Below are 25174 nucleotides of genomic sequence, written 5' to 3' on the forward strand. Positions count from 1 at the left end.
TCCCTCAAGGAGCCGCCGTGTCCGTCCCCGCCGTGCCCGAAGGGCCCGCCGCCCCGCCCGGTCAGCCCAGGAAAGCCGCGACCGCCGCCTGGATCGGCAGCGCCCTGGAGTACTACGACTTCTTCATCTACGGCAGCGCCGCCGCGCTGATCTTCCCCGAGGTGTTCTTCGACGAGTCCGACCCGGCCACGGCGACCCTGCTGTCGCTCGCCACGTTCGGTGTCGCGTACGCGGCCCGCCCGCTGGGCGCGCTGGTGCTCGGGCACTTCGGCGACCGGGTCGGCCGTAAGAAGATCATGGTCTTCACGCTGATGCTGATGGGCCTGTCGACGTTCCTCATCGGCTGTCTGCCGACCCGCGACCAGGTCGGCGCGCTCGCCCCGGCCCTGCTGGTGCTGTGCCGCGTGCTGCAGGGCATCTCCGCGGCGGGTGAGCAGGCCAGCGCCAACTCCATGACGCTGGAGCACGCGCCGCCGGGCCGGCGCGGCTTCTTCACCAGCTTCACCCTCAGCGGCACGCAGGGCGGCCAGCTGCTGGCCACGCTGGTCTTCATTCCCGTCGCGGCGCTGCCCGAGGACCAGCTGCTGTCGTGGGGCTGGCGACTGCCGTTCTGGCTGAGCGTCGCGGTCGCCGTCGTCGGCTACGTCATCCGCCGCAAGCTGGACGAGACGCCGGCCTTCGCCCGGCAGGCAGCGCGGGAGGGAGTCGTGAAGCTGCCCCTCGCCGTGCTGGCGCGCGAGCACTGGGCGGATGTGCTGCGGGTGATCGCGGGCGCGCTGATCGCCTCGGTCAGCACGATCTTCACGGTGTGGGCGCTGGCGTACGCCACGAGCGACGCGGTCGGCATGTCGCGTACGGCCATGCTGTGGGTGAGCGCCCTGGCCAACGTCGTCGCGCTCGCCGCGATCCCGCTGTGGGCGACGCTGTCCGACCGGATCGGGCGCCGCCCGGTGTTCCTGATCGGCGCGGCCGGCAGCGCGGTGACGATGTTCCTTTACCTGTGGGCTGTCTCCACCGGCTCCTACCCGCTCACTCTCCTGACGGGCGTCCTCTGCTTCGGCGTGGTCTACAGCGCCGCGAACGGCGTGTGGCCCGCCTTCTACGGCGAGATGTTCGCGACCCGTGTCCGGCTGTCCGGGGTGGCCATCGGCACCCAGATCGGTTTCGCGGCGGCCGGGTTCGCGGTGACGTTCGCGGCGCGGATCGCCGGGCCCGGGGGCGACGACTGGTCGGCGGTGGGGCTGTTCACCGCGGCGTTGTGCGTGCCGCCGGTGATCGCCGCGCTGTCGGCGCGGGAGACCCACCGGCTTCCTACGGAGTCGCTGGGGGAACGTCCCGGACTCGGGGATGTGCAGCGGGACAAGGTGGCGGCCTGAGGGATCGGGCGGGTGTGTGGGGGGCTGGTCGCGCAGTTCCCCGCGCCGCTCAGGGGCCGCCTGTTCAGCCGTTGGACCATGCCCTGCGGCACAGGACCAGGCGGTAGCCGTCCGGATCCTGGATCGTGACTCCCCACTCGTTCCAGTAGGGGTTGGGTGACTCGACCCTTTTTCCGCCGTGCTGCTCCAGGCGGGCGACGAGGTCGTCCGGGACGGGGCCGTCCACGTAGACCACCAGCAGGTCCTCCTCCGTGGGGCGGGGCTCGACCGGGCGGGCGGGCTCGTGGACGAGTTCCAGGTGCCAGTCGGCGTCGGGCCAGCCGAGCATCAGCAGGTCGTGCTCGCCGGGTGCGTGGCCGCCCTCCGCCCGCCACAGCACACCGAGACCCAGCCCTGTGCCCCAGAACCGCTCGGCCGCCGCGAGGTCCCTGGAGGGACGGGCGATACGGATGTGGCTGCGACCGTTCACGGGCATGGCGACCTCTTCTCCTGGCGTCCTGGCCTCGGCGATGCCCCGAGCCTACGAACCCGGCCGCCGCCGGACCATCGGCCATCGGTCCTGCGTCCGGGGCCCTAAGGCCCCCGCTCGCGTGTTCCCCCCGCGGTCACGAACCGTTCCTGCACCACCATGGGGTCTGAGGCGGTCCGGGCGGGGTATGCCGGATCTCACCTCGACAGCGCGACGGGAGACGAGCCATGGCACAGCTGCGACAAGAGGTCGATCCGGGTGAGGCGGGGCTGGATCCGCAAGTGCTGGACCGCCTGGACCGGACCTTCGCCCGGCTGGTCGACGAGGGGCGTCTGCCGGGATTCCTCGTGTCCGTCGCCCGGGCCGGACGCGTCGCCCACCTCACGGCCCACGGCCTGCGCGACATCGCGGCCGGGCTGCCGGTCGAGCCCGACACGCTGTGGCGGGTGTACTCCATGACGAAGCCGGTCACCGCGGTCGCCGCGCTGCTGCTGGTCGAGGAGGGCCGGCTCTCGCTGGACGACCCGGTCGCCGACCATCTGCCCGCCTTCGCCGAGCCGCGGGTCTACGTCGGCGGCAAAGGGGCGGACGTCGAGACCCGCCCGGCCGACGGACCGATCCTCGTCCGGCATCTGATGACCCACACCTCGGGTCTGACCTTCGGCTTCTACCACACCCACCCTGTCGATGCCCTGTACCGCGAGGCCGGCCTGGAGTCGTCGGTGGCGCCGGGTGCGGACCTGGCCGAGACCATCGAGGTGTACGCGAGTCTGCCGCTGCAGTTCGAGCCGGGCACCGAGTGGAACTACTCGGTGGCCAGCAACGTCCTGGGCCGGATCATCGAGGTCGTGTCCGGGCAGCCGCTCGACGTGTTCTGCGCCGAGCGCGTCTTCGGACCGCTCGGCATGACGGACGCGGGCTTCCACGTCACGGACGCACAGGCGCCCCGGCTGGCGGAGATGTACGGGGAGAAGGAGGGCGGCGGCATCGAGCCGATCCCGGGGCTGCCGCTGCGCGGCCGGCCGCGGTTCCTGTCGGGCAGCGGCGGCATGGTGTGCTCGGCCCACGACTACCACCGCTTCATGGAACTGCTGCGCCGCCGGGGCGAACTGGACGGGGTGCGGCTGCTCGAACCGGGGACCGTGGAGCTGATGACCCGCAACCACCTGCCCGGCGGCGCCGACCTGCGGGCCTTCGGCAGCCGCCCCGCCCACGACGAGCCCGGCAACGAGGGGCTCGGCTTCGGCCTCAACTGCTCCGTGGTGATCGACCCGTCCCGCACCCTCGTCCCGTCCGGGCTCGGCGCCTTCGGCTGGAGCGGGGTGGCCACGACGACGTTCTGGGTCGATCCGGGCCGCGACCTGACGGTGCAGTTCATGACACAGGTGCGGCCCCGGACCTCCCACACGGTCTTCAAGGACCTCAAGCGGCTCATCCATGAGGCCCTGACGGACCGAAGGTCCGCTACCGGTTCACGCGCAGAGTGAACTCCACTTTCTCCTGAGCGAGTTCACGCAGCCACTGCTCGGACCGGGCAGCCGTCCCCGCGGCGCGGTTCAGGCCGGGCGGCAGGGAGCCGTTCAGGACGTGACGGACACCGAGGGCGAGGGTCCGTGAGACACAGCGGGCCATCGCGCTCTCCTCTGCGTCGCCCACCAGGTCGAGGAGGTAACCGCCCTGCCACGTGCGCCCCGACTCGGCGCGCACGTCCAGCGACACGGCCAGGACCACCCGGTCACGGTCGTCGTCCCCGGTGGGATACGCGGCTGCCAACTCCCGGGCCAGCGCGGCGATCCGGGCGTCGTCGCCGGTCCTCAGCTCCTCGAAGACGCCGTCCCAGGCGCGCAGCCAGCCCTCCAGCCGCAGGGTGCCGCGGACGAACGTGTGCGGCGTCCAGGCGTCCGGCAGCCCGTACTGCGCGACGAAGGGGACGCTGTCGCGGTTGGGGTAGACCTCGAAGGTCTCCCCGTCGACGACATGCCGCCGGGTCGCCTCCCAGGGCCGCTCCGCGACGGCCTCCACACCACCCTCGAGGTAACGGGCCGGGGAGCGCAGGGCGTTCAGGACACCCGCGGGAGCCCAGCTGAAACGGTACGTGAAGTCGTTCGGGACGGCGGGGACACCGCCGCAGTACGACGTGAAGGTGTAAGACGCCGGCGTCCCGTCGCCGATCGCCTCCCGGGCCCGGGCCACCAGGGCGTGGGCGAACAGGTGGTCGATGCCCGGGTCCAGTCCGGCCTCGGTGAGGACGACGAGGCCGGCCTTCCGGGCGGCGGGCACCTGTTCCAGCACCGCCTCCGAGACATAGCTGGAGCACGCGAAGTGCACGCCCTGCCGTACGCACTCGGCGAGGAGCGGAGCGTGCTCCGTCGCCGGCAGCATCGACACGACGACGTCGCCCGGGGCGAGTTCGGCGGCGAGCCCGGACAGCGTGTACGCGCGGGGCTCGGCCCGGCCGGCGAGACCCAGCCTGCCGAGGGCGTCGGCGGCGCGGCTCTCGGTGCGGTGCCAGAGCCGTACCCGCCCGGCGGTACCGCACAGCGCGGCGAGACCGCTGCCCGTGGACAGGCCGGCGCCTATCCAGTGGACGGTGCCGCTCGCCGGTGCCGGTTCAGTGGTCAAGGGACTCCCCCTTGTCGAGGCCGTGGGCGCGGGACGCGGCACGGAACCGGTCCAGGCAGCGCCCCCAGGCCCCGGACACGCCGAAGTCGAGCAGGTGGGGTACCAGGGCGGCCGAGAAGTCGGTGCTGGACTCCAGCGGCAGCAGGGAGGGCAGGTTGTCGATGGCGATCAGGTCGAGCGGGGGATCGTCACGCAACCGGCGTACCGGATCCTCCCAGGAGGTGGTGTCGTCGTACACCGGCAGGACGTTGAGCGGGGATCCGACGTCGCAGGTGACGTCGCACAGGGTGCGCAGGCGGCGGTCGGGGGCGTCGAGGTCCTGTGGGCGCAGGAAGGGCGGGACGGGGGTGGTGGCGAGCACCGCGTTGACCATCACGTCGTGCCGCAGCAGGGCGGCGCGGTCGAGGTCGCGGGTTTCGGCGAGGTCCCAGCAGGTCGGGTCGGCGCCGGCGGTGGCGAAGGCCGTGCGGGCTCCTCGGCCGCTGCGGCCGAGAGCGCCGATGACGAGGCCGGTGAACGCGGCGTCGGCCGCGTCCGGCTTCAGTGTCTCGTCCAGGTCTTCCTTGGTGGTCGGGGTCAGCGGTGCGTGCAGCCGGCCGCGGTGGCGGAGCACGGCGAGGGCGGCGCCCAGATAGCCGGCCCAGAAACCGAAGGCCGCGAGGCGCCGCCCGGCGTCGTCCACCAGGTACTCCAGGTCGAACAGCGCCCCGCCCCCGGCGGCGAACCGGCCCAGCAGGTCCGCCGCGCCCGGCTGGCCCTTGTAGGCGTGGCCGAAGAAGATGTGCCGGTGCGTCAGTTCGACCGGATCGCCGGGCAGTTCCTTCAGGCCGAGCACGACGGCGTCCCGCGGCGCCGCGGCCCAGGAACCCGCGGGCGCGACCCGGCAGCCGGCCGCCTCGTACTCCTCGATCGGGAAGACCCGCTGCGGGGACTCCTCGACGGTCAGTTCCACTCCGTGCCCGACGAGCCGCCGGGCGTCGTCGGGCACGATCGGAGTGCGTCGCTCGGTCGTGCGGGCCTCGTGGCGCAGCCACAGATGGAGCTCGGTCATACCAGGTGGGCCTCCGGCGTGAGGCGTCGGCCGCCGAGGGCCGACGCTTCTGGGGCGGACGTCCACGAAGCGTACGCGGCCCGCCTCCGGGTCGCGTACGGATCCGCCCAGGTCACGTCAGGGAACCGGAACCGGCCGTAGCGGTCAGGAGGAGCTGACCACCGCGTCCAGGTGGGGCAGGTGATGGTCCAGGCGCTCCCGCTTGGTGCGCAGATAGGTGATGTTGTTCTCGCACGGCGGTATGAGCAGCGGCACCTGCTCGGCGACGGTGATGCCGTGGTCCACCAGCGCCTCGCGCTTGCGCGGGTTGTTCGACATCAGGCGCACGGACCGCACACCCAGGTCCTCCAGGATCCGTGCGGCGACACCGTAGTCGCGGGCGTCCACGGGCAGGCCGAGGGCGAGATTGGCCTCGACCGTGTCCAGGCCCTCCGCCTGCAGGGCCATCGCGCGCAGCTTGCCGAGCAGGCCGATGCCACGGCCTTCGTGCCCTCTGAGGTAGACCACGACACCGGCGCCCTCGGCGACGACCGCGCGCAGGGCCGCGTCGAGCTGGTCGCCGCACTCGCAGTGCTGGGAACCGAAGGCGTCGCCGGTGAGGCACTCCGAGTGCAGCCGGATGAGGACGTCGTCCGAGCCGATCTCGCCGTAGACCAGCGCGACCTGTTCGTCACCGCGGTCGTGGTCCATGTAGCCGATCGCCTGGAATTTCCCGTACACGGTGGGCAAGGGGGCATTCACGACGCGTTCCACGCCGGTCCGCTGGGGTGCCTTCTTGCCGAGTACGCCAATGTTGTCTGTCATGATTCTCGAGTTCCTAAGCAGAGACGAAAGGCCGTGACGATATGAGTGATCTGGTGCCGGCGGACACCACGGAAGACGTACGGACGCGAGCTGCCGGCGTCTCACGGCAGGTCGCGGTGCTTCCCGTGGGGAGCTTCGAACAGCACGGCGCGTATCTTCCGTTGGCTACCGACACACTCGTCGCCTGTGCCGTCGCGCGGGAGATAGCCGGCGCGTATCCGGTGCACCTCCTTCCTCCGGTGACGATCTCGTGCTCGCACGAGCACGCGGCCTGGCCGGGGACCGTCAGCATCTCCTCGGTGACCCTTCATGCGGTGGTACGGGACATTGCGGCTTCGCTGCGCCGGTCCGGTGTCGACGCCCTGGTGGTGGTCAACGGGCACGGGGGCAACTACGTGCTGGGCAACGTGGTTCAGGAATCCTCCGCCCGCGGCGAGCGGATGGCGCTCTTCCCGGCCGCGGAGGACTGGGAGGCGGCGCGCGAGCGGGCGGGTGTGGTCACCTCGCTGCTCACCGACATGCACGCGGGGGAAATCGAGACCTCCATCCTTCTGCACGCTCATCCCGAAATGCTCCGACCCGGTTATGAGACTTCCGATTTCGTCGCTGACGACCGGCGTCATCTGCTCACCCTCGGCATGGCCGGTTATACCGATTCCGGTGTCATCGGCCGTCCTTCGCTGGGTTCGGCGGAAAAGGGGAAGCAACTGCTGGCGAGCCTGGCGGATTCCTTCGGGGCGTATTTCTCGATGCTGACCTCCGACGCGTAGTCCCCCTGGGGCGCCGGGGCCCCGGGGGTCGCGCGGGGCCCGGCCCGCAGGCCCGCGTACCAGCGGGCGACGAGCACGATCAGGCCGGGCAGGCTCGCCACGAGGCTGAGGACGCCGTAGACGACCGCGACGGCGAGCCCCCGGCCCGCGCCCAGGCCCGCGGCCCCGAACGCCCAGGCGGTGACGCCCTCCCTGGGTCCCCAGCCGCCGACGTTCAGCGGCAGGCCCATCGCCAGCAGGGCGAGGACGGCGAGGGGCAGCAGGACGGCCACGGAGGCGGCGGTCCCGGCGACCCGGGCGGCGAGGACGAACATCGCGACGTAACCTGCCAGCACGACCACTGAGGAGACAACCACTCCGGGCCCGTTCCGTCGCGACAGCAGCCCCTCGCGGGCCTCGGCGAGGAACGCGCGCAGCTTACGGCCGCGGGGCGAGGGTGCCGCGCGGTTCATGCGCAGGGCGAGAACGACGGCGAGCGCACCCAGGGCGGTCAGGGCCGCGAGCGGGGCGATGTTCCGGGCCTGGGTCAGCACCGGGGACGGCATGGTCAGCAGGACGACGGCCCCGGCGGCGAACAACGCGAGCTGCCCGGCGGTCCGTTCGAGGACGACGGCCTTCACGCCCCGCCGCAGGTTGCCCTCGCTCTGCCCGTGCCGCACGGCCCGGTGCACGTCGCCGAGGACACCGCCGGGCAGGGCCGCGTTCAGGAACAGGGCCCGGTAGTAGTCGGCGACGGCAGGCCCGAACGGCAGCCGGATCCTGAGCCCCCGGGCCACGATCGCCCACCGCCACGCGCTGCACACGGTGGTGACGAGCCCGATGCCGAGCGCGAGCAGCAGCGACATCCCGTCGATCCGTCGCAGCCCGTCCAGGAAGACGCCGGTACCGAGGCGCCAGAACAGCACGCCGAGGATGGCGATTCCGGCGAACGTGCCCAGGTGCGTGCGGACCTTGGGGGAGCCGAGACGGGCCAGGGCCGTACGGACACGGTTCGCCGGGGCTTCGGCCGTCCGCGTGGGGCCGGACGGGGCCGAGGCGGCGGGCTCGCTGCTGTCGCCCACGGCCGGACACGGCAGGGCCGCGTCCACCGGGCCGGAGGGCGCCGGCACACGGGTGCCGCCGGTGGTCGCCTGCGGCCGGGTGCGCTCGGTGAGCGTGGTGGGCGGGCGCGTTCCCGTCGCCTGCGGGCTCATGACGCTCCGCCCACCGGGCGGGACAGGGCGAGGAGGTCGACGTGGTGGACGGTGACGCGCAGCTCGCCCGCCGCGCAGGCCGCCAGCCTGTTGGTCAGGTAGACGTCGGCCTCGGCCCGCAGTTCGGGGCGCTCCTCGACGGCGGCGCCGACCCAGCCGCGCAGCCACTGCTCGGTGAGCCGGGCCTGCTCGGGACCGAGCCGCCAGGCGCTCGGGTGCAGCCGCACGGTCGCCCCGTGCTCGGAGAACGCCTCGGCCGCCACGGTGACCGCGTCGGGTCCGAGCAGGCCGTCGCGACGCTGGTGGTCGTTGAACGCCTGGGCGATCTCCGCGTCCAGCGGGTGGGACGGGGTCAGTTCCACGCGCCCGGCGACGGACAGCGTCAGCAGGGCGGGGCAGCCGGCTCCGGCACACGCCGCGACGAGCGTGTCGATCTCCTCGCGCGTGAGGACGTCCAGCAGCGCCGACGCCGTCACCAGGGACGCGCCCTGCAGGGCGTCCGGGGTGAGACGGGCGACGTCACCCCGGCGCGTCTCCACGGTGACCCGGCTGCCGTCGGCGGCCGAGCGCGGGGAGGAGACGGCGGCGAAGTGCAGCAGGTAGGGGTCGCGGTCGTGCAGGATCCAGTGCTGGGCGCCGTCCAGGCGGGGTGCGAGCCAGCGGCCCATCGAGCCGGTGCCGCAGCCCAGGTCGTGGATGACGACGCCCGACTTGCCCGGCAGGTTGGCGAGCCGTATCCGCAGCGGGTCGAGCAGGTCGTGCGCCCGTGCGGCGGCATCGGCCGGCTCACGCAGCTCCAGCCACTCGGGCGCGTACCGGGGCGGGTCGTCCGGGTCGGCCTCACGCAGTTTGACGGTGGGCCGCGAGCCGGGCCTGCCACTGGGGCCGGCGCCGGGGATGACGGCGTCCGGGGCGTACCCCGGGACGAACTCCACGCTGGAGCCCAGGCCCGGGGTTCCCGTGTTCCCGGCGGGAGCCGCGTCCGCGACGCCCGTCGTGGCCGCCTGCCCAGGGCCGGGCTTGCCGCCCGCGCGTACGCCGCCCGTCACGCCCGTGATCTCCCTCGGCCCGGGTTGTGCCGGGATCGCCCCGCTCTGCTGGGTCGTCGTCGCCGGGTTCGTCATGCGGCCCTCCGGGGTTCGGTCGGGAGCCGGCGCAGTACCGCCGCCAGGCTCTGTGCGGTCGTCGCCCAGCCGTCGAGGGCGGCACGGCGGCTGCGCGCGGCGGCCTTCAGGCGGCGTCGTACGTCCGCCTCGCCGAACCAGCCCCGCAGTTCGGCGGCGATGGCGGCGGGGTTCTCCGGCGGGACGAGGATGCCCGGCACTCCGCCGTCGGGAGCGCGGCCGACCGCCTCCGGCAGCCCGCCGACGTCCGTGGCCAGCACCGGGATGCCCCGGGCCAGCGCCTCGGTCACCGCCATGCCGTACGTCTCGGCGTAGGAGGTGAGGACCATCAGGTCGGCCGTGGCGTAACTCGCGTCGAGCGCCGGGCCCAGCTTCGGACCCGCCAGCTCCAGCCGGTCCTCGATGCCGTGCTTTCTGATGAGGGTCCGCAGGTGGTCGACGTACTCCGGGTCCTGGGTCAGGGAGCCGACGCACACGCAGCTCCACGGCAGGTCGCTCACCGCGGCCAGCGCCTCCACCAGCCGGTGCTGGCCCTTGCGCGGGGTCACGGCTGCCACACACAGCAGGCGCGACACCCCGTCGGTGCCGGGCGCGAGCGGTGCGATGTCCGCGCCCGGGGCGGCGACGTGCACCCGCTCCGGCGGAAGGCCGTGGTGGGCGACCAGGCGGCGGACCGCCCAGTCGCTGGTGGCGATCACCGCCGGCACCGCCCGCAGCACCGTCCGCTCCTTGGCGTCCAGTTCGGCGGCGACCGTGGCGTCCAGGCCCGTCTCGTCGCCGAGCGGGAGGTGGACGAGGACCGCCATGCGCAGGCGTTCCGCCTCGGGGACCACGATCTCCGGCACGCCGCAGGCCACCAGCCCGTCGAGGAGTACGACGGATCCGTCGGGCAACGCGGCCAGGGCGCGGGCCAGTTCCGTACGGGCGTCGGCTCCCGGCCGGGGCCAGTCACCGGCCACGGCGTGCTTGGTCACCTGCCAGCCGAAGCCGGGCAGGTCCAGGCACACCCGCCGGTCGTAGGCGTTGCCGCCGCTGGGGGCCGTCGGGTCGTCGATGCCGCCCGGCAGTACGAAGTGCACGGTGCGCAGGGACATGGGGATGATCTCGGCGTTCTTCAGGGAGGCGTGCTGCACGGGAACATAATTCAGCCGTGCCGGTGCCGGACCCATGTGCTCGGGCCGTTCGACGGTCGTGTCGGTCACAGCGCACGCTCGTAACTCGCCCAGGCGATGTGCGACTCGTGCAGGGTGACGGTCAGGCCCGCGATGCCCTTGGCGCCCTCTCCCAGCGCCCCCTTGTGGATGCGCTCGGCCAGCCGGTCGGCGACGACCTTGGCGAGGAACTCAGTGGAGGTGTTGACTCCGGCGAAGTCGGGCTCGTTGTCGAGGTTGCGGTAGTTCAGCTCGCTGACGACGGCGCCGAGCTCCTGGGTGGCGAGCCCGATGTCCACGACGATGTTGTCCTCGTCCAGCTGCTCGCGCCGGAACGTGGCGTCCACGAGGAACGTGGCCCCGTGCAGGCGCTGCGCGGGTCCGAAGACGTCGCCACGGAAGCTGTGGGCGATCATGATGTGATCGCGGACGGTGATGCTGAACAACGGACGACCCTCCAGGTGCGGCGCGTCTGTTCCCCGCTCTCGGTGCCGGGGATGCCGAGTAGTACGGCCCTTTGCCTTCCCTTGTTCAGCCTGTCGTACGTCTTTTCTCAGGTCAGGCACGCGTGCCGTGGGCAACTCGTACCGGATGGAACGAATCGTCAGCCGATGTGTCCATCGCTCTCGTCGTAGCGGACGCGGTGGCACAGTGCCGGAACCTCGCCGGAGACCAGCCGGGGCAGCACGTCGGGCAGCTCCTCGAAGAGGGACTCGCCGGTGATCAGGGCATCGAGGGCCGGGTCGGCGAGCAGGTCGAGGGCGACGGCCAGCCGGTCGGCGTAGCTGCGGTTCGGGCGGGCCGGGGAGACGGTGCCGACCTGGCTGCTGCGGATGACGAGCCGGCGGGAGTGGAAGGCCTCACCGAGCGGGAGGCTCACCTGCCGGTCCCCGTACCAGCTGAGCTCGAGCACGGTTCCCTCGGCGGCGAGCAGCTCCAGGGACCTGGTGAGGCCCGCTTGCGTGGCACTGGCGTGCACGACCAGGTCGAGGTCCCCGTCGGCGTCCTCGGGGGCGGCGAAGCCGACACCGAGCGCCTCGGCGGTCTTCGCGCGCGACGGGTCGGCGTCGACCAGCTGGACGCGGACCCCGGGGAACCGGGCGAGGAGGGCGGCCACCGAGCAGCCGACCATGCCGCCACCGACCACGGCGATCCGGTCGCCGATGAGCGGCGCGGCGTCCCACAGGGCGTTGACGGCGGTCTCCACGGTCCCGGCGAGCACGGCCCGTTCGGCGGGCACGGTGTCCGGCACCGGGGTGACCGCGGCGGCCGGGACGACGTAGCGCGTCTGGTGCGGGTAGAGGCAGAACACCGTGCGACCGGTGAGCTCCTCGGGCCCCTCCTCCACCACGCCGACGTTGAGGTAGCCGTACTTCACCGGGCCGGGGAAGTCGCCCTCCTGGAACGGCGCGCGCATGGCCTTGTGCTGGCTGACGGGCACGCCGCCGCGGAAGACGAGCGTCTCGGTGCCGCGGCTCACGCCGGAGAACAGCGTGCGGACCAGCACCTCCCCTTCGCCGGGCGCCGGCAGGGCGACGTCCCGGATCGCGCCTCGCCCAGGCGAGTCGGTCCAGAACGCGCGTCCGGTGTGCTTCATCGAAGTCCTCCTGAACGATCGGGAAGCTGCTTGCGTACCGAGGGGTGCACAGGCCGCGCACAACGTAGCGGCGTTGATCGACTCTGTCACACGGCCGGAGGGTGTTCGGTGGCCCTGAACAACACTTACGACGCGAGGCTCGTACAGCAGGAGACCGCCCTGGGGGCGGGCGTGCAGATCCTGCTGCTGGCCCTGATCGGCACGGCGATCGGGATGGGGCCGGCGGGCTGGCTGAGCGGCCTCGCGTTCGCGATCGCCACCTGGGCGGTGCTCTCCCGGGCCCTGCACCGCTCCCGGCTGCGCTCCTTCGGCGCGGCCAACCGGGTCACCCTCGGCCGGGCCACTCTCGTCGGCGGGGTCACGGCGCTGGTCGCCGACTCGTTCCAGAGCTCACCGCCGGTGTCGCTGCTCGTCGGTCTGACGGCGGTGGCTCTGATCCTCGACGGCGTCGACGGCAAGGTCGCCCGCCGCACCGGCACCTCGACCCCGCTGGGCGCGCGCTTCGACATGGAGGTCGACGCCTTCCTCATCCTGGTGCTCAGCGTGTACGTGTCGATGCAGCTGGGACCGTGGGTTCTGCTGATCGGCGGCATGCGCTACGTCTTCGTCGCCGCGGCGAAGGTGTGGCCCTGGCTGACCGCAGCGCTCCCGCCGAGCACCGCACGCAAGACCGTCGCCGCGCTCCAGGGCGTGCTCCTGCTGCTGGCGGGCGCCGATCTCCTCCCCTACGCGGCCAACTTCGGCGTCGCGGCCCTGGCACTGGGCCTGCTGGTCTGGTCGTTCGGACGGGATGTGCTGTGGCTGTACCGGACCTCGCGGACCGAGGAGCCGGCGGCCGCCCGTCAGGTGCCGGAACTGGTCGCGGGCTGACGCCCGGCCGGCGCCATCGGTCAGGTGCCGAAGCGCCCTCGGGCCTCCTCGATGTGCCCGAGGTACCGGTGGGTCCAGCCGCAGATCGCGTCGACCGTGGCGCGCAGCGCGCGACCCGGCTCGGTGAGCGTGTACTCGACCTTGGGCGGCACGGTGGGGTGCACCTTTCGGTCGACCAGGCCGTTGCGCTCCAGCATCCGCAGGTTCTGCGTGAGCATCTTGTGGCTGACGCCCTCGACCTCGTCACGCAACTCGCTGAAGCGGAGGGTGCGTTCCCCGAGCGCCTCGATGATCAGCAGCGCCCACTTGTTGGCCACGTCGGAGAAGATCTCCCGGGCCAGGGAGTCCGCCCGCCGCAAATCCGCGTTGTCGGGCAGGTCTCTCATCTGCTTGGTCACCATCTGGTTCCCCAGTCACCGAAAAGTGCGTTCTTCCAGGTCGGCGGTCACTCTCCTACGGTTTCCGAGTAACCGCAAGAGAGCACGGGCTCGTTACCCGCGGTCCGTGCCCGACGGAAGGACGCACACCATGACCACGCTCGACGTCTACGACCACGGCATACCGGCCGAGAGCCACTTCGGTTACGCCCAGGCGATCAGGTCCGGTGACCTGGTCCATGTCTCCGGGCAGCTCTCGTTCGACGAGGCGGGCGCCTTCCACCCGGAGGACGACCTCGCCGCCCAGCTCGACCGGACCTACGTCAACCTCGACAAAGTCCTGGCCCACTACGGTGCCACCCGCAATCAGGTTGTCTCCCAGACGCTGTACGCGGTGGACCTCGTGCGGAACGCCGAGGTGGTCGCGAAGGGCAACCGGGCGTACTTCGGCGCCCACCGCCCGGTCAGCACGGCCCTCGGCGTCACCGAACTGACCTTCCCCGGGCAGCTCGTCGAGATCAGCTGCGTGATCGACACGAGGCTGCCCGCCTGAACCGTCCGCTCAGCGACGCGTTCCGGCGCCCACGAGGGTCCGCTCGTAGGGGTCGAGCAGCACGCCCCGGACCTTGGTGGAGACGCCGGCGATGATCTGCTGGTGGGCCAGCGGGACGACCGCGTCCGTGCCGAGGATCGCGGCCTCGGCGGCCATGGCGGCATCCTGCCGCTGCTCGGTGCCGTCGGTCTCGATGGCCTCGGTGACGGCCCGGTCGACCTGCTTGTCGCACAGCCGGGCCAGGTTGTAGCCGCCGTGGCAGGTGTAGTCGCTGCCGAGGACGCCGACGGGGTCGCCGGTGTCCAGGAGGCTGTTGCGGGCGCCGATGAACGCGTCGAACTTCCCGGCGAGCGCGTCGCTCTCCAGCCGTGAGTATTCGCGCACCTCCAGCTTCACAGTGAAGCCCGCCTTCTGCAGCTGCTGTTGCACGACCTGTGCGACCTCGGGGAGTTCGGGCCGGTTGTCGTAGGTGGCCAGGGTGATCGACGCCCCGTCGGGGTGGGCGGCCTTCACGCGCCCGGCCGTTTTCACCCGCTTGCTCTCGGCCCAGGTGACGGCTGGTCCGAAGATGCCGGCGCCCGGGTCGGCGTATCCCTCGAAGACGCCCTTCACGAGAGCGGAGGAGTCGATCGCCCTGCGGGCCGCGGCGCGCAGCCGCGGGTTCTTGAAGGGTCCGGTCCCCGTGTTGAGTTGCAGGCTGGTGGTCCGGGTGGTGCCGGCTTCCTCGAGGGTGGCCTCGTCGAGTGTGGCGGCCTGGGCCACGGGTATCGCCTCGGCGATGTCGACTTCGCCGGTTCGCACGGCGTTGGCACGGGCGGTGCCGTCCTTGATGAAACGCGCGTCGATGCCCGAGGCGTGGGCGAGGCCGCCCCAGTAGTCGTCGTAGCGGTCGAGGGTGGCGGAGCCGCCGCTGACCTTGGCGATCTCGAAGGGCCCGGTGGCAGTGCCGACGGGGGTGGCGGCGTCCGTCTTCCCGCGCGCCTTCTTCTTGTATGCGTGCGGGGAGAGGATGGCCAGGCTCGGACTGGACAGGCGCAGGGGCAGGACGGGGTCCGGCGTGGCGGTGGTGACGCGGATGCCGTGGGCGCCGTCGGCCTGCGCGTCGAGGGTGACCCCCGCGAGGGCGGCGGGTGCGGGCTGGGCCTTCTTGGCATGGGTCAGGGCGGAGGCGACGGCGGCGGGGGTCACGTCCGTGCCGTCCTGGAAGGTTGCCTCGCGGAGGGTGAAACTCCAAGTGCGGTCGCTCTCCCGGCGCCAGGACCGGGCGAGCGCGGGGGCAGCGGCACCGTTGGCGTCCAGGGCGGTCACTCCCTCGGTGACGCCGAGCCGGCTGAGCAGCGTGGCGTCGGCTCCGTAGGGCGAGAGATTCTCGGCGGGCGGGAAGGCAAGGGCGACCCGCAACCGCGAGCCCGACGTCACGCCGCCCGGCGACGACGCGCCCTCGGGAGACACGAAGCAGCCGGTCAGCGCCGGGAGGAGGAGGACGGGAAAGAGGAACCGGAGAAAACCTTTGATGCTCATTGCACGCACTTGCACATCCTACGCAGCAAGGCGGACCCCCGATCGGCTCAAGCGATTTGACAGTGGCGGCGATCACTCTCTAAACCTAGCCACATGACATCCATTTTCAACAAGGTGGGACTGTCGTGAGGATCGCGTTCGTCGGCAAGGGCGGCAGCGGCAAGACCACGCTGTCGGCGCTCTTCTCCCGCCACCTGGCGCGCTCCGGCGCCCAGGTCCTCGCCGTCGACGGCGACATCAACCAGCACCTGGCCGAGGCGCTGGGTGGCGAGGAGAAGTCCGCCCCGCCCCTGGGCGCGCACATGGCCGAGATCAAGGACTACCTACGGGGCGACAACCCCCGCATCCCCTCCCCCGAGGCGATGATCAAGACGACCCCGCCGGGCCGCGGATCCCGCCTGCTGCGCCCGCTCGGCGACGACGAACTGCACACGCGGCACGTCGGCCGGGCCGGAGGCGTGCCCCTCATGGTGACGGGCGAGTTCGACGAGTCCGACCTGGGCGTGGCCTGCTACCACTCCAAGCTGGGCGCGGTCGAGTTGTACCTCGGGCATCTGCTGGACGGCCCCGGTGAGTACGTCGTGGTCGACATGACGGCCGGCGCGGACGCCTTCGCCTCGGGCCTGTTCGCCCGTTTCGACATCACCTTCCTGGTGGCGGAACCCACCCGCAAGGGCGTCTCCGTGTACCGCCAGTACCGCGACCACGCTGAACGGTTCGGTATCCGCATCGCCGTCGTCGGCAACAAGGTCACCGGCGAGGACGACCTGCTCTTCCTCAAGGAGCAGGTGGGCGACGATCTGCTGACCCACCTGGTGCACTCCCCCTGGATCCGGGCGGCGGAACAGGGCCGGGCCGGGTCCGGCCCGGACGCACTGGCGTCGCTGGAGCCGCACAACCGCCACGCCCTCACGGTCCTGCGCGAGGCGGTCGACGCCGAGGTCCGCGACTGGGACCGGATCCACCGCCACGCGGTCGAGTTCCACCTGCGCAACGTCCACGCCTGGGCGGACGCCCGTACGGGCCAGGACCTGGCGGCTCAGGTCGACCCGGACTATGTGCCGGGGCCGACCGCGCCGGCCTGAGGCATGCCACATCGATCACACCCCCCCTTCGGGCTACTCGATCCCCGTGGCGTCGAGTAGCCGGACCACGTCCTTGCGCCCGTATCCGAGCAGTCGGGCGCGGTCGGCCGCCATCAGTACCAAGTGCGCGACGATCGTGGCGGCGTACCCGTTCTTGCTGTCCGCGTCGAACCATTCCTGAGGTTTCTCGACACCCAGGCTGTTCATCACCAGGCCGTGCTCCCGGCGGACCTCCGCGACGGTACCGGCGACCGCGTCCAGGAGCGTCTTCCCGGGCCGTTCGCATTCCAGGGCGAAGCACCCCCAGTCGACCGGCACGCACCCCTCCGGCGGGCGGGCCCGCAGTCGCGCGTACCTCTCGTCCTCGAACCCGGAGGCCCGGAACTCGTCGTGCACCAAGGAGAACCGATGGAACCCGGGCGGAACCGGTGGCGGAGGAGGCGTGTACGCCCACCCGGCGTCCTCGTACAACTGCCGTTTCACCTCTTCTTCGTCGGCATGCGTCACGGTGAAGCCGTTGGCCTCGTTGCGCCCGGTCGTCGTGCCGTCGGCGTTGCGGTGGAAGTGCAGGCCCATGGTGTGTGCTCCCGTTGCCGTGCTGAGAATGGACAACAAATCCCGTCACCAGCTCGAACGGCCCGCACGCCGGGCAGGTGCCCGCTCCCCGAGCCACCATCCGATCGCGTGAAAAGTGCCGCCCCGGGAACTTCCCGTCCCCACCGGGGGCGGTTGTTACGCTCGCCCGATGAGGATTCCGGGACCAGCAGAGATCCGATCGCTGCACGAGAAGTACGCGCCGACCACCGAGGCGTTCACCCTCGTCCACCGGCACTGCGAGATCGTCTGGGGAATCGCCGAGCAGCTCCTGTCCTCACCCCACCTCGCTCACGTCGACGCCGAACTGATCCGCGCGGGCTGTCTCCTTCACGACATCGGCGTCTACCGCCTCTACGACGCCGAAGGACGCCTGGACCACCGGAACTACATCCGGCACGGTCTGCTGGGCCACGAGATCCTCGAAGCGGAGGGCTTCCCCGAACCTCTCCGCCGCTTCTGCTCCCACCACACCGGGGTGGGACTCACTCGGCACGACATCGTCAGCCAGGCACTGCCCCTCCCTCCCGCCGACTACGTGGCGGTGACGGACGAGGAGAGGCTGGTGATGTACGCGGACAAGTTCCACACCAAGTCCCGGCCGTCCGTGTTCCTCACGCCTGACGAGTACACCACCTACGTCCGCCGCTTCGGTGAGGACAAGGTGGCCGCCTTCGCATCCCTGCGCACCGAGTTCGGCGACCCGGACCTCGGGTGGGCCTGTGCCGTGCGGCGGCATGGACGCGGACATGAGGACGGCCGACGTTCAGGCGTAGCTGCCGCTCCGAACACGGCGAAGGGCCCGTCCCGTCACGTTCGTTGAACTACCGTGACGACATGACGACGAAGTCTCTGCCCCGCCTCACTCCGACCGGCACCTGCTGGTGCGGCTGCGCCAAGAAGGTCGGAGCCGGATCGTTCTTCGCTCCCGGCCACGACAAAGTGGCCGAGGCCGCACTGCTCGCGGCCGAGTACGGTTCATCCGTCGCCCAGTTGCTGCACGGCCACGGATACGGGCCCGGACACTCGGTGAGCGCGCGTGCCGTTTCCGAGGGTGTGTGGCGGAAGTGCCCCGCGTGCGACTACGTCGGCGCACCGGGCAGTATCGCCAACCACACAAAGAAGGCGCACACCGCGACCACCGGCGAGCAGACGCAGGGAGCGGAGCGTTGACCGGATCCGCCGGCAGCCAGCGCGCCGACCTCGAGAAGACCGTGCGCATGTACGGCGGCTACTGGGACACAGATCGAAGCCTGCGCGCACTGCGTGACGCCGGACACGACCCGCAGGACAAGCACACCCGCCGGATCCTGCGGGACCTCGCGAGCGATGGCCTGCTGGTGAAGGTGGAAGACCGGCCCGTCAAGTACCGCCTTGCGGAAGCAGGTTGAGAAAGAGACAGGCCGTCGCAGCGGCGGGCAGGCAGAAGCCGAGATGCGTCGTGACGGCCGTCGCGCCCGGGTTCACCGAAACGGACGGCGTTGTCACCCGAAAGCCCTCACCCTGCGCGATTTCCTCCCCCTTCATCCTTGTGCCGCATACCGTGAACCCGCCGCCAGAACACCTCTCGCTACAAGAGGAAGCGGCGGCGGCACGCAGGTCGCGGGAGACGGAGGAAGAACGGGATGACACAGGCCGCCGCAGGGAGTGAGCTGGACGAACGGGTGCCGGGGCGCCGGTGGATCGTGCGTCTGGACCCCGTCGGCCGAGGCAGTACGGAGGTGCGCGTCTCATGCGACCGACCCGCCTGTGCCGAGCGGCGTCTGCCCTCCGCGGCGGAAGGCCGTACGGCCGCGGTCGCCCACCTGAAGGCGCACCTGCGCGCCGCCCCCGCCCCCAGAGCCGATACCTACTGCGCCTGCCGGGCCGACGGCTGCCGCGCCCACCTCCCCGACACCGGAAGACGTGCGCGTACCGAACAACCCTGGCGGTGCGGCGGACCGGTCGTCCTGACCGTGATCACCGACCGGGCAGGACGCTGGTGGCAGGCCCTGGAGTGTTGTTCCAGGTGTGCCGCAGCCACTCCCGGTGCCCGGACCGCGGCCGCCTCCCAGCCGTCCGCGCCCCGGACCGCCGACCGCCCGACCCCAGCAGCGGCGAGCACCGGCGCGGGCACGCCGCAGTTCTCCGACCAGCAGGTCACCACCCGGACGGGCTGTCCGGCGCCCCTCCCCGTACCCGCACCCCGCCCGGAACCCGCGCGGCGCCGACGCCCGGCGGAGGCGAGGATCGGCCGGCGTGTCATTCCGCGCGACCTGCGGCCCCTGTCCCTGCGGGACGAACTCACCGAGCTCGGTGACCTCTTCCGTGCCTACCAGAATCGCCCCGAGCCCGACCTGGCGCTGCTGGCCGATCTCCAGGAACGCAAGGCCCGCGCCTTCCTCACCTGGTCCGACGTCAGTTGCGACGTCACCCTGCGGCTGGAGGCCCAGCGTGCCGAGCAGGCCGCCGCCGTCATCCGACGCCAGCACCAGCACCGCACGGGCTGCGTCCCGGACGGCGACGAACCGGGCGTGGCGCGCCTGCTGACCGTGCCGACGCAATGGGAGTACACGCGCTCCGTCCTCGCGTACGTGGCCGGCCACACGCCGCTGCCCGGAGCGGAAGCACGGCTGCTGGTGCTGATGCTGACCCTGCGCACCGCGCACACCGGCACCGGCAACCTCGTCGGCCAGGACGTCAACGCGCTGGGCCTGACCGACCCGGAGGACCTGGTCGAGCAGCTGACCGGCTGCGGCTGGCTGTCCCTCCCCGGCACCGTCGGCGACCTGCTCGCCTCGCGGCCGGAGAACCCCACCCCGGTCACCGTCCCCTCCCTGGTTCCCGACGAGGACGGGACGGGCCCGTTCACGTTCGGCAGGAAGACACGGCCCAAGCTCTCCGGCTGGGCGCAGAGAGTCGTCTCGGACAAGAAGCTCCGCAAGGCCAAGGCACCGGCCGGGGCCCGGTTGCTCGCCGTGACGCTGGCCACGTGTACGGACGGGGTGGGGCGCCTCGGACCCGACGGCCGGGGCGTCACCCTGAACGCCCTCGCCGCCCGGGTCCCGGTCGGCGCCGGCGAACTGCGGGACCTGATCGACCGGCTGACCGCAGCGGACTGGCTCACCGACGCCGCCCTCACCGACACCCACCTCACCGGCCGGCTGACCGAACGCGTTCTCCCCCTCACCTGCCCCCTGCTGGATTGAGCTCCCGCCCGCCCTCGTCCGCGACCGCGCCCGTGGGCGGGGCGCCGTCGCCCAGCCCACGGGTTCACCACTCCACGTCGGTGGTTCGGGCGTTCTCCCCGTCGGCGAGCTCGGCCGGCTGAGCACCATCGCCCACTCCTGGGGCTCACTCTGCTCGGGCAGCACGGAGACCGTGAACGGCTGCTGGTGGACGTTGTACGCCTTGTTGGAGTCGTTCTCCTTAGTGACGCTCGGCCCGATCATGACGTACGCCGGCAGCGCCCCGCCCAGACCTCCCAGCACGGCGCTCACCGCCGACACCGACAACCACAGCCTCCTCTTGCGCCGGGAGGCTCCGGCAGGCACGCCGAGCGCTTTGGGAAGGACCGTCCGCAGACCGTCGTTGCCCCTCTGTCCGCGCCAGGGGGAAGCTGAGGGCGGGGTTGGGGGCGTGGGCAGCACCTCCGGGGGTCGCGTCGGTGTGGGCGGTGCCGGGGCGGGTGGGTGAGGTCCCGTCCGCGGTTCCGTTCCGCCTTCCCGGTCCCGGAGTGGTGCTTCCCCCGGGTGGCCCCGGTGGTGTTCGGCCGGGGTTCCGGTGTCCCGCCCGCCGGCGCGGTCGCCTTCATGCCGTCCCCTCACGACGTGATAGGGGGTGTTCCCGCTCAGCGGCCCGACGCGGAGTCCGTGCAAAAGCCCCATCGAGCAACGACCGTCCCTCACCATCCACCGTGGGGACAACGGCCGTACCCGTCCCGCGGAGTTGACACCCCCTCCCCGCCTCGCACCGGCACCCCGCCCCGTGTACAGCCCCCCCTCCCGTACAGGCGTCGCTGCTGGTGACACGCCGGTCGCCGCCGCCACGCTGGCGTCATGCACAGTCCTTCCCCCCCAGCGGCACCGGCCGGACGCCTCCGGTCCCGTCTCCCCCGCCGAGTTCGCCATGGCGTTCACCTCGACCCCGCGCGGCGCCCGCCTCACCCGGCTCTTCGTCGCGCAGTGCCTGGACTCCTGGGGCCGCCCCTACACCAGCGACGTCAACGAGACGCTGACCCTGATCACCGCCGAGCTGTGCGCCAACGCCGTCCAGTACGGACGCGTGCCCGGACGCGACTTCCACGTCACAAGGCGAACGGCGGGAGGCTACGCGTGGAGGTCTCCGACACCCGTGCGGAACACCGGCCCGCCGCCTCCACCCCCACGAGCCCCGACGCCGAGTCCGAGTCCGGCCGCGGCCTCCTCCTCGTCGCCGCCCTGGCCGACGCCTGGGGCGTTACCGACCCTCGTGGCGGCCCCGGCAAAACGGTGTGGGCGTCCGTGAGCGTGGTCTGCCCTGCAACGACATGAAGCCGTCCGCCCCGTCGACCATCCGGCTCCACCGGCAGGTGTGCTTGCGGTGGCGGACGCCGGTCGACGGGTGTTCCTCGTCGTTCAGGAAGGGCAGGTGTAGATCACCGATGGCCAGGGGTACGAGGTCCGCGCTGAGCGTTTCGGCGCTCGGGGCGAGGGTCTCGAGGGCCATCCACCGACGGCGGGCCGAGCGCGCATGCCTGCCTGCCCTCGCGCTTTCGGCGCCCGACTGCACACCCGGGGCCTTATCCCAACGCGGCGCCGATCGAGCGACGAGACGCTAGGGTTGCGCCTCATGGGGAGGACGCCGAGCAGCCGTTGTGCCGCTCGCCGAAGCAACGTGCGGAGACGGCAGCCGGGGCCCACGTCCCGCAGTTCGGCCGGCCGCGGAACAGTCTGGGGGAACGCGCCGTGACAGACGCGCCGACACATGCTGCCGACACCGGCACGGACGAAGCCGACGACGCCGCCGACCGGAAGGTCGTCGAGCAGGAGCAGGCCGCGATCAAGGACTTCGTCAAGGGCCTGAGCGCGGACGACATCAGGTCGGGCAACTGGTTCACCAAGCTCGCCGCCCATGCCATGAATTCGTACATTGAGAAGGTCGACTGGCAGTACTTCCAGGACCGGTACGCGGGTGTGCCCGCGGACGCCATCGTGGATCAGCGGATCAAGATGGCGTCCCGGTACGCCGCGCTGGAAGGCGGGCTCTCCGCCGGGGCCTACACGGCGACCGTCGCCGCCACCATCGGAAGCCTCGGGGGTGCCTCACCGGCGACCGTCCCCGCGGCCGTGGCGACCGTGATGGTCGACATCGCGTTCATCACCCAGCTCCAGCTTCGCCTGGCCTACGACATCTCCGTCCTCTACCGGGTCCCGCTCGACGTGCATGACCCCGAGGACCTGTGGAAGCTCATCCGCGTGGCCCTCACCATCAAGAGCGGGGAAGCGGCCAACAAGACCGTGGTCAAAGCGGTCCCCGCCCTGGTGCGACCGCTGGTCAAGCGCTTCTACTCGAAATCGGTGCTCGCCGCCGGGAAGGCGCTCCCCGTCGTCGGGAAGCACCTCCTGCAGCGCAACGTCATCAAGATCGGTATTCCCTTGATCGGCGTCCCCCTCGCCGTTCTGCTGAACCGCTACACCACGCTCCTCGCCGGTCGGCACGCGCGGGCCGTCTTCCGGAACGAGGCGCGGGTGATCGAACTCGCCGAGGGGATGAGCGGGAGCAGCCGGCACCCGCAGTTGATGCTGTGGGTCGCATGGCTCGTCATCAGGGCGAACTCCAAGATCGCGGACGACGAGGCGCTGTTGATGCGGCATCTGGTGCGGCTGGTCCGGGAGCGGCACGAGGTGGTCGACGAGCGGCTCGCGCACGTCGTCGACATCGACCCGGCCGAGGTGTGGAAGCGCGTGGACGCCGAGCCGGGCGATCTCAGCGACGTCCTCGACGCGGCGGAGCGCGTGGCCACCGTGGACGGTGACGTCGACTCCCATGAGAAGGCGGTCCTCGCGATGCTGCGGGAGCGGTGCCACCGGGGGTGATCCTGTCGTGCGGCAGCACTCTCGCACCGCCGTCCAGCACGGACGCGTCCCGGGACGGGACTTCCACGTCCGGCTGGCCGCCGAGGCGGACGGCCGACGGCTGAGCGTGGAGGTCTCCGGCACCCAAGCGGAGCCCCGGCCCGCGCCACCGCCTCCATGGCCCCCGAAGGCGAGTCCCACCACGGCCTCCTCCTCGCTGCCGCCCGGTCCGACGCCTGAGGCGTCACCGGCCACCGCTGCGGCCCCGGCAATACCGTGTGGGCGGTACTGAACATCGCGTCAAGCCATCTACACGGCCAGGACGCCTCGATGGTCAAACGGGAACGCGTCGACCGGGCCAGCCAGCGGTTGATGACCTGCTCGTTCGCCAAGGCGACCTGCTGGGCGGCCCATTGGGCGGTTTCGTGGTCCGGTCAGTCGAAGTGGACGTACGAACGGGGTGACTCTCAGGCACGGTGACCGCCTTGTGCGGGAAGAGGCGACCGGGCGGGGCTGCGATCGTGGTCCGTAAATCCCGCGTCCCCAGGGTCCGAGTGCGTCAGTAGCCCTCCTCGCCGCGCTGCCGCGCCCGCAAGGACGTGGATCAAGCGAGCAAGTGACAGCGCCCCGACCGGATCATCGGCGTACCGTCGCACTTGTACGGGACCGACCTCGTCCAGAAACACCTTCTCGCGTGCCAGGACGAAGCTCATCGTGAGCAGGGCCGCCCGGCCGTTGCCGTCGTCGAACGGGTGAATCACGGAGTCGGGGAATGCCGCGTTCATATCAAACCAGAAGAGGGGCGGCTGACGAGCGCAGTCTCTTGAAAGCAACTTCCCTGCCGCCGGACTCATTGATCCTCAGGAACAGGACCCTGCCATGATGAACGCTCTTACGCGTCTGCCCGAAATCGCCCCAGCGCCGAGCGAGCCCCGCCGGAAGGATTGGGACGAGGTCGAGCGAACCCTTGGGGTCGGACTCCCCGCCGACTACAAGGAGCTCATCCACGCCTACGGGGGCAGTAACTGGGACGACTATCTGTACGTCCTGGAGCCCGGCTGCCCCAACGAGAACTACGACCTCCTCGAATGGGCAAAGAACCAGGCCGAAGACTTGGAAGACCTCTGGGAATTCGAGAAGAAGCCGGCGGAGCTGGAGGTCGAAGGGTCCCGGGTCATCCCATGGGCAACCACGGACAACGGAGAATGCCTCTTCTGGCTTGTCCGGCCAGGCCACAGCGCGGACCAGTGGACCGTCATGGTGAACGAGGCGCGCGGCGACCGATGGGAGCATTTCTCCGTATCCTGTACGCAATTCCTCGCATCCTCCCTCGATGGAGAGCTGCATTCGAGCATCCTCTCGACCTCGTTCCCCCGTTCCACACATGAGTTCCGTCGGCTCGGTGCGGTATGACGATGCTGCGCGGGGCTGTCCAAGGGCTGTCCCGTAACTGCTGGTCACGGGACAGATGATCTCGCTGTGTCTGGTGTGATTACGGCGTCGGAGCCCTCCTGGACAGCCCCGTTCACGGGGCTGAGCCCGCGCCAGTTCGGCAAGCTGATCACCGCCCTCCGACGTGAGGGGGCGGACCCGGTGCCCGAGGGCCGGCCCTGGAGCCTGCCGCTGGAGGACCGCGTGCTCCTGGTCGCCGCGTACTGGCGGACAACCTGACCCTGGACAGCTGGCCCAGCTGTTTGGGGTGTTCAAGTCGGCTGCCGACCGCATCATCGACCACCTCGGACCCGCGCTCGCGCTCCCAGCAGCGCAGGCGGTTCCGCAAGGACACCGTGCTGTCCGTGGACGGCACCCTCGTTCCAGGATCCACCGCATCAGACCGCCTTGCGCGGCCGACTCCGATGGGCCCGGACGACATCGGCGTACCGGTGCCCCGTGCCCTTGATCGTGCGCTTCTGCGGTGGAGAGGTTGTTGACGATGCCGACCTGCGCTCCCCGGCGCCGTCGCGGGGATCGCCCGGGACGCC

At 71.4% G+C, this 25174-nt stretch carries 24 protein-coding genes and 2 pseudogenes; 14 read left to right on the forward strand and 12 right to left on the reverse strand.

What is annotated here, in order from left to right; all coding sequences use genetic code 11:
- The first annotated feature begins 17 nt into the window (after positions 1-17).
- Positions 18-1376: an MFS transporter gene (locus ADK65_RS34045; protein ID WP_053675051.1), complete on the forward strand. Its 1359-nt coding sequence runs from the start codon at positions 18-20 to the stop codon at positions 1374-1376.
- A gap of 64 nt (positions 1377-1440) precedes the next feature.
- Here ADK65_RS34045 and ADK65_RS34050 read toward each other — a convergent pair whose 3' ends face one another.
- Positions 1441-1851 (reverse strand): VOC family protein, encoded by a 411-nt coding sequence (locus tag ADK65_RS34050; protein WP_053675053.1) that lies wholly within the window; start codon positions 1849-1851, stop codon positions 1441-1443.
- A gap of 221 nt (positions 1852-2072) precedes the next feature.
- Here ADK65_RS34050 and ADK65_RS34055 point away from each other — a divergent pair, with 221 nt between their 5' ends.
- Positions 2073-3332, forward strand: a complete 1260-nt coding sequence (locus ADK65_RS34055; protein ID WP_053675055.1) for a serine hydrolase domain-containing protein — start codon at positions 2073-2075, stop codon at positions 3330-3332.
- Here the strand turns inward: ADK65_RS34055 and ADK65_RS34060 are convergent.
- The 3 genes from ADK65_RS34060 to ribA form a co-directional block, all read right to left on the reverse strand.
- A complete protein-coding gene (locus tag ADK65_RS34060; protein ID WP_053675057.1) occupies positions 3310-4467 on the reverse strand; it encodes a saccharopine dehydrogenase family protein in 1158 nt (385 codons plus the stop codon). The two genes, ADK65_RS34055 and ADK65_RS34060, sit on opposite strands and share 23 nt — an antisense overlap.
- Complete coding sequence (locus ADK65_RS34065; RefSeq protein WP_053675059.1) at positions 4457-5518, reverse strand: saccharopine dehydrogenase; 1062 nt, start codon at positions 5516-5518, stop codon at positions 4457-4459. Before ADK65_RS34065 ends, ADK65_RS34060 begins: the two co-directional genes overlap by 11 nt.
- A 144-nt stretch (positions 5519-5662) precedes the next feature.
- Positions 5663-6322 (reverse strand): GTP cyclohydrolase II, encoded by a 660-nt coding sequence (gene ribA / locus ADK65_RS34070; protein ID WP_053675061.1) that lies wholly within the window; start codon positions 6320-6322, stop codon positions 5663-5665.
- A 41-nt stretch (positions 6323-6363) separates the two neighbouring features.
- Here ribA and ADK65_RS37710 point away from each other — a divergent pair, with 41 nt between their 5' ends.
- The gene (locus ADK65_RS37710) at positions 6364-7092 is read left to right on the forward strand and encodes a creatininase family protein (protein ID WP_078956281.1); all 729 of its coding nucleotides are present in this window, start codon (positions 6364-6366) and stop codon (positions 7090-7092) included.
- 143 nt (positions 7093-7235) lie between these two features.
- Here the strand turns inward: ADK65_RS37710 and ADK65_RS39525 are convergent.
- From ADK65_RS39525 to ADK65_RS34095, 5 genes and pseudogenes are all read right to left on the reverse strand, one after another.
- Positions 7236-8285 (reverse strand): annotated as a pseudogene (locus ADK65_RS39525) (lysylphosphatidylglycerol synthase transmembrane domain-containing protein); the annotation flags it as partial.
- Positions 8282-9409 (reverse strand): class I SAM-dependent methyltransferase, encoded by a 1128-nt coding sequence (locus ADK65_RS34080; RefSeq protein WP_053675063.1) that lies wholly within the window; start codon positions 9407-9409, stop codon positions 8282-8284. The pseudogene ADK65_RS39525 and the gene ADK65_RS34080, both read right to left, overlap by 4 nt.
- On the reverse strand, positions 9406-10611 hold the full coding sequence (locus ADK65_RS34085; RefSeq protein ID WP_420709133.1) for a glycosyltransferase family 4 protein: 1206 nt from the start codon (positions 10609-10611) through the stop codon (positions 9406-9408). The genes ADK65_RS34080 and ADK65_RS34085 overlap by 4 nt, the downstream gene beginning before the upstream one ends.
- The gene (locus ADK65_RS34090; RefSeq protein WP_053675065.1) at positions 10608-11006 is read right to left on the reverse strand and encodes a 6-pyruvoyl trahydropterin synthase family protein; all 399 of its coding nucleotides are present in this window, start codon (positions 11004-11006) and stop codon (positions 10608-10610) included. The genes ADK65_RS34085 and ADK65_RS34090 overlap by 4 nt, the downstream gene beginning before the upstream one ends.
- 158 nt (positions 11007-11164) lie before the next feature.
- The gene (locus ADK65_RS34095; RefSeq protein ID WP_053675067.1) at positions 11165-12157 is read right to left on the reverse strand and encodes a zinc-dependent alcohol dehydrogenase; all 993 of its coding nucleotides are present in this window, start codon (positions 12155-12157) and stop codon (positions 11165-11167) included.
- Between the two features lie 108 nt (positions 12158-12265).
- Between ADK65_RS34095 and ADK65_RS34100 the strand changes: the two genes are divergently transcribed.
- Entirely contained in the window at positions 12266-13027 is a 762-nt protein-coding gene (locus tag ADK65_RS34100) for a CDP-alcohol phosphatidyltransferase family protein (RefSeq protein WP_053675069.1), read from the forward strand.
- Positions 13028-13047: 20 nt separating this feature from the next.
- Here ADK65_RS34100 and ADK65_RS34105 read toward each other — a convergent pair whose 3' ends face one another.
- Positions 13048-13428, reverse strand: a complete 381-nt coding sequence (locus ADK65_RS34105) for a winged helix-turn-helix transcriptional regulator (RefSeq protein WP_053675070.1) — start codon at positions 13426-13428, stop codon at positions 13048-13050.
- 127 nt (positions 13429-13555) lie between these two features.
- Between ADK65_RS34105 and ADK65_RS34110 the strand changes: the two genes are divergently transcribed.
- Positions 13556-13957, forward strand: coding sequence for a Rid family hydrolase (locus ADK65_RS34110; RefSeq protein ID WP_053675073.1), 402 nt, complete (start codon positions 13556-13558; stop codon positions 13955-13957).
- A 9-nt stretch (positions 13958-13966) separates the two neighbouring features.
- Here the strand turns inward: ADK65_RS34110 and ADK65_RS34115 are convergent, their stop codons facing one another.
- Positions 13967-15478, reverse strand: coding sequence for an ABC transporter substrate-binding protein (locus ADK65_RS34115; protein ID WP_053675075.1), 1512 nt, complete (start codon positions 15476-15478; stop codon positions 13967-13969).
- 125 nt (positions 15479-15603) lie between these two features.
- On the opposite strand from ADK65_RS34115, the gene ADK65_RS34120 reads away from it, so the two are divergent.
- Positions 15604-16563, forward strand: a complete 960-nt coding sequence (locus tag ADK65_RS34120; protein ID WP_053675077.1) for an AAA family ATPase — start codon at positions 15604-15606, stop codon at positions 16561-16563.
- Between the two features lie 33 nt (positions 16564-16596).
- Here the strand turns inward: ADK65_RS34120 and ADK65_RS34125 are convergent, their stop codons facing one another.
- Positions 16597-17139: a hypothetical protein gene (locus tag ADK65_RS34125; RefSeq protein WP_053675079.1), complete on the reverse strand. Its 543-nt coding sequence runs from the start codon at positions 17137-17139 to the stop codon at positions 16597-16599.
- Positions 17140-17308: 169 nt separating this feature from the next.
- On the opposite strand from ADK65_RS34125, the gene ADK65_RS34130 reads away from it, so the two are divergent.
- The 8 genes and pseudogenes from ADK65_RS34130 to ADK65_RS34165 form a co-directional block, all read left to right on the forward strand.
- Positions 17309-17980 (forward strand): HD domain-containing protein, encoded by a 672-nt coding sequence (locus ADK65_RS34130; RefSeq protein ID WP_234353034.1) that lies wholly within the window; start codon positions 17309-17311, stop codon positions 17978-17980.
- Positions 17981-17994: 14 nt separating this feature from the next.
- Positions 17995-18330, forward strand: a complete 336-nt coding sequence (locus ADK65_RS34135; RefSeq protein ID WP_234353035.1) for a hypothetical protein — start codon at positions 17995-17997, stop codon at positions 18328-18330.
- Positions 18327-18548, forward strand: coding sequence for a hypothetical protein (locus ADK65_RS34140; RefSeq protein ID WP_053675081.1), 222 nt, complete (start codon positions 18327-18329; stop codon positions 18546-18548). The genes ADK65_RS34135 and ADK65_RS34140 overlap by 4 nt, the downstream gene beginning before the upstream one ends.
- 234 nt (positions 18549-18782) lie before the next feature.
- The gene (locus tag ADK65_RS34145) at positions 18783-20345 is read left to right on the forward strand and encodes a hypothetical protein (RefSeq protein ID WP_053675083.1); all 1563 of its coding nucleotides are present in this window, start codon (positions 18783-18785) and stop codon (positions 20343-20345) included.
- A gap of 1125 nt (positions 20346-21470) precedes the next feature.
- Complete coding sequence (locus tag ADK65_RS39855; RefSeq protein ID WP_324614332.1) at positions 21471-21668, forward strand: hypothetical protein; 198 nt, start codon at positions 21471-21473, stop codon at positions 21666-21668.
- A gap of 414 nt (positions 21669-22082) precedes the next feature.
- A complete protein-coding gene (locus ADK65_RS34155) occupies positions 22083-23213 on the forward strand; it encodes a hypothetical protein (protein ID WP_053675087.1) in 1131 nt (376 codons plus the stop codon).
- Between the two features lie 858 nt (positions 23214-24071).
- A complete protein-coding gene (locus tag ADK65_RS34160; RefSeq protein ID WP_053675089.1) occupies positions 24072-24605 on the forward strand; it encodes an SMI1/KNR4 family protein in 534 nt (177 codons plus the stop codon).
- A gap of 66 nt (positions 24606-24671) precedes the next feature.
- Positions 24672-25009 (forward strand): annotated as a pseudogene (locus ADK65_RS34165) (helix-turn-helix domain-containing protein); the annotation flags it as partial.
- Between the last annotated feature and the right edge of the window lie 165 nt (positions 25010-25174).

The sequence above is a fragment of the Streptomyces sp. NRRL B-1140 genome, assembly GCF_001280065.1.
In the GTDB taxonomy this organism is placed as follows: domain Bacteria; phylum Actinomycetota; class Actinomycetes; order Streptomycetales; family Streptomycetaceae; genus Streptomyces.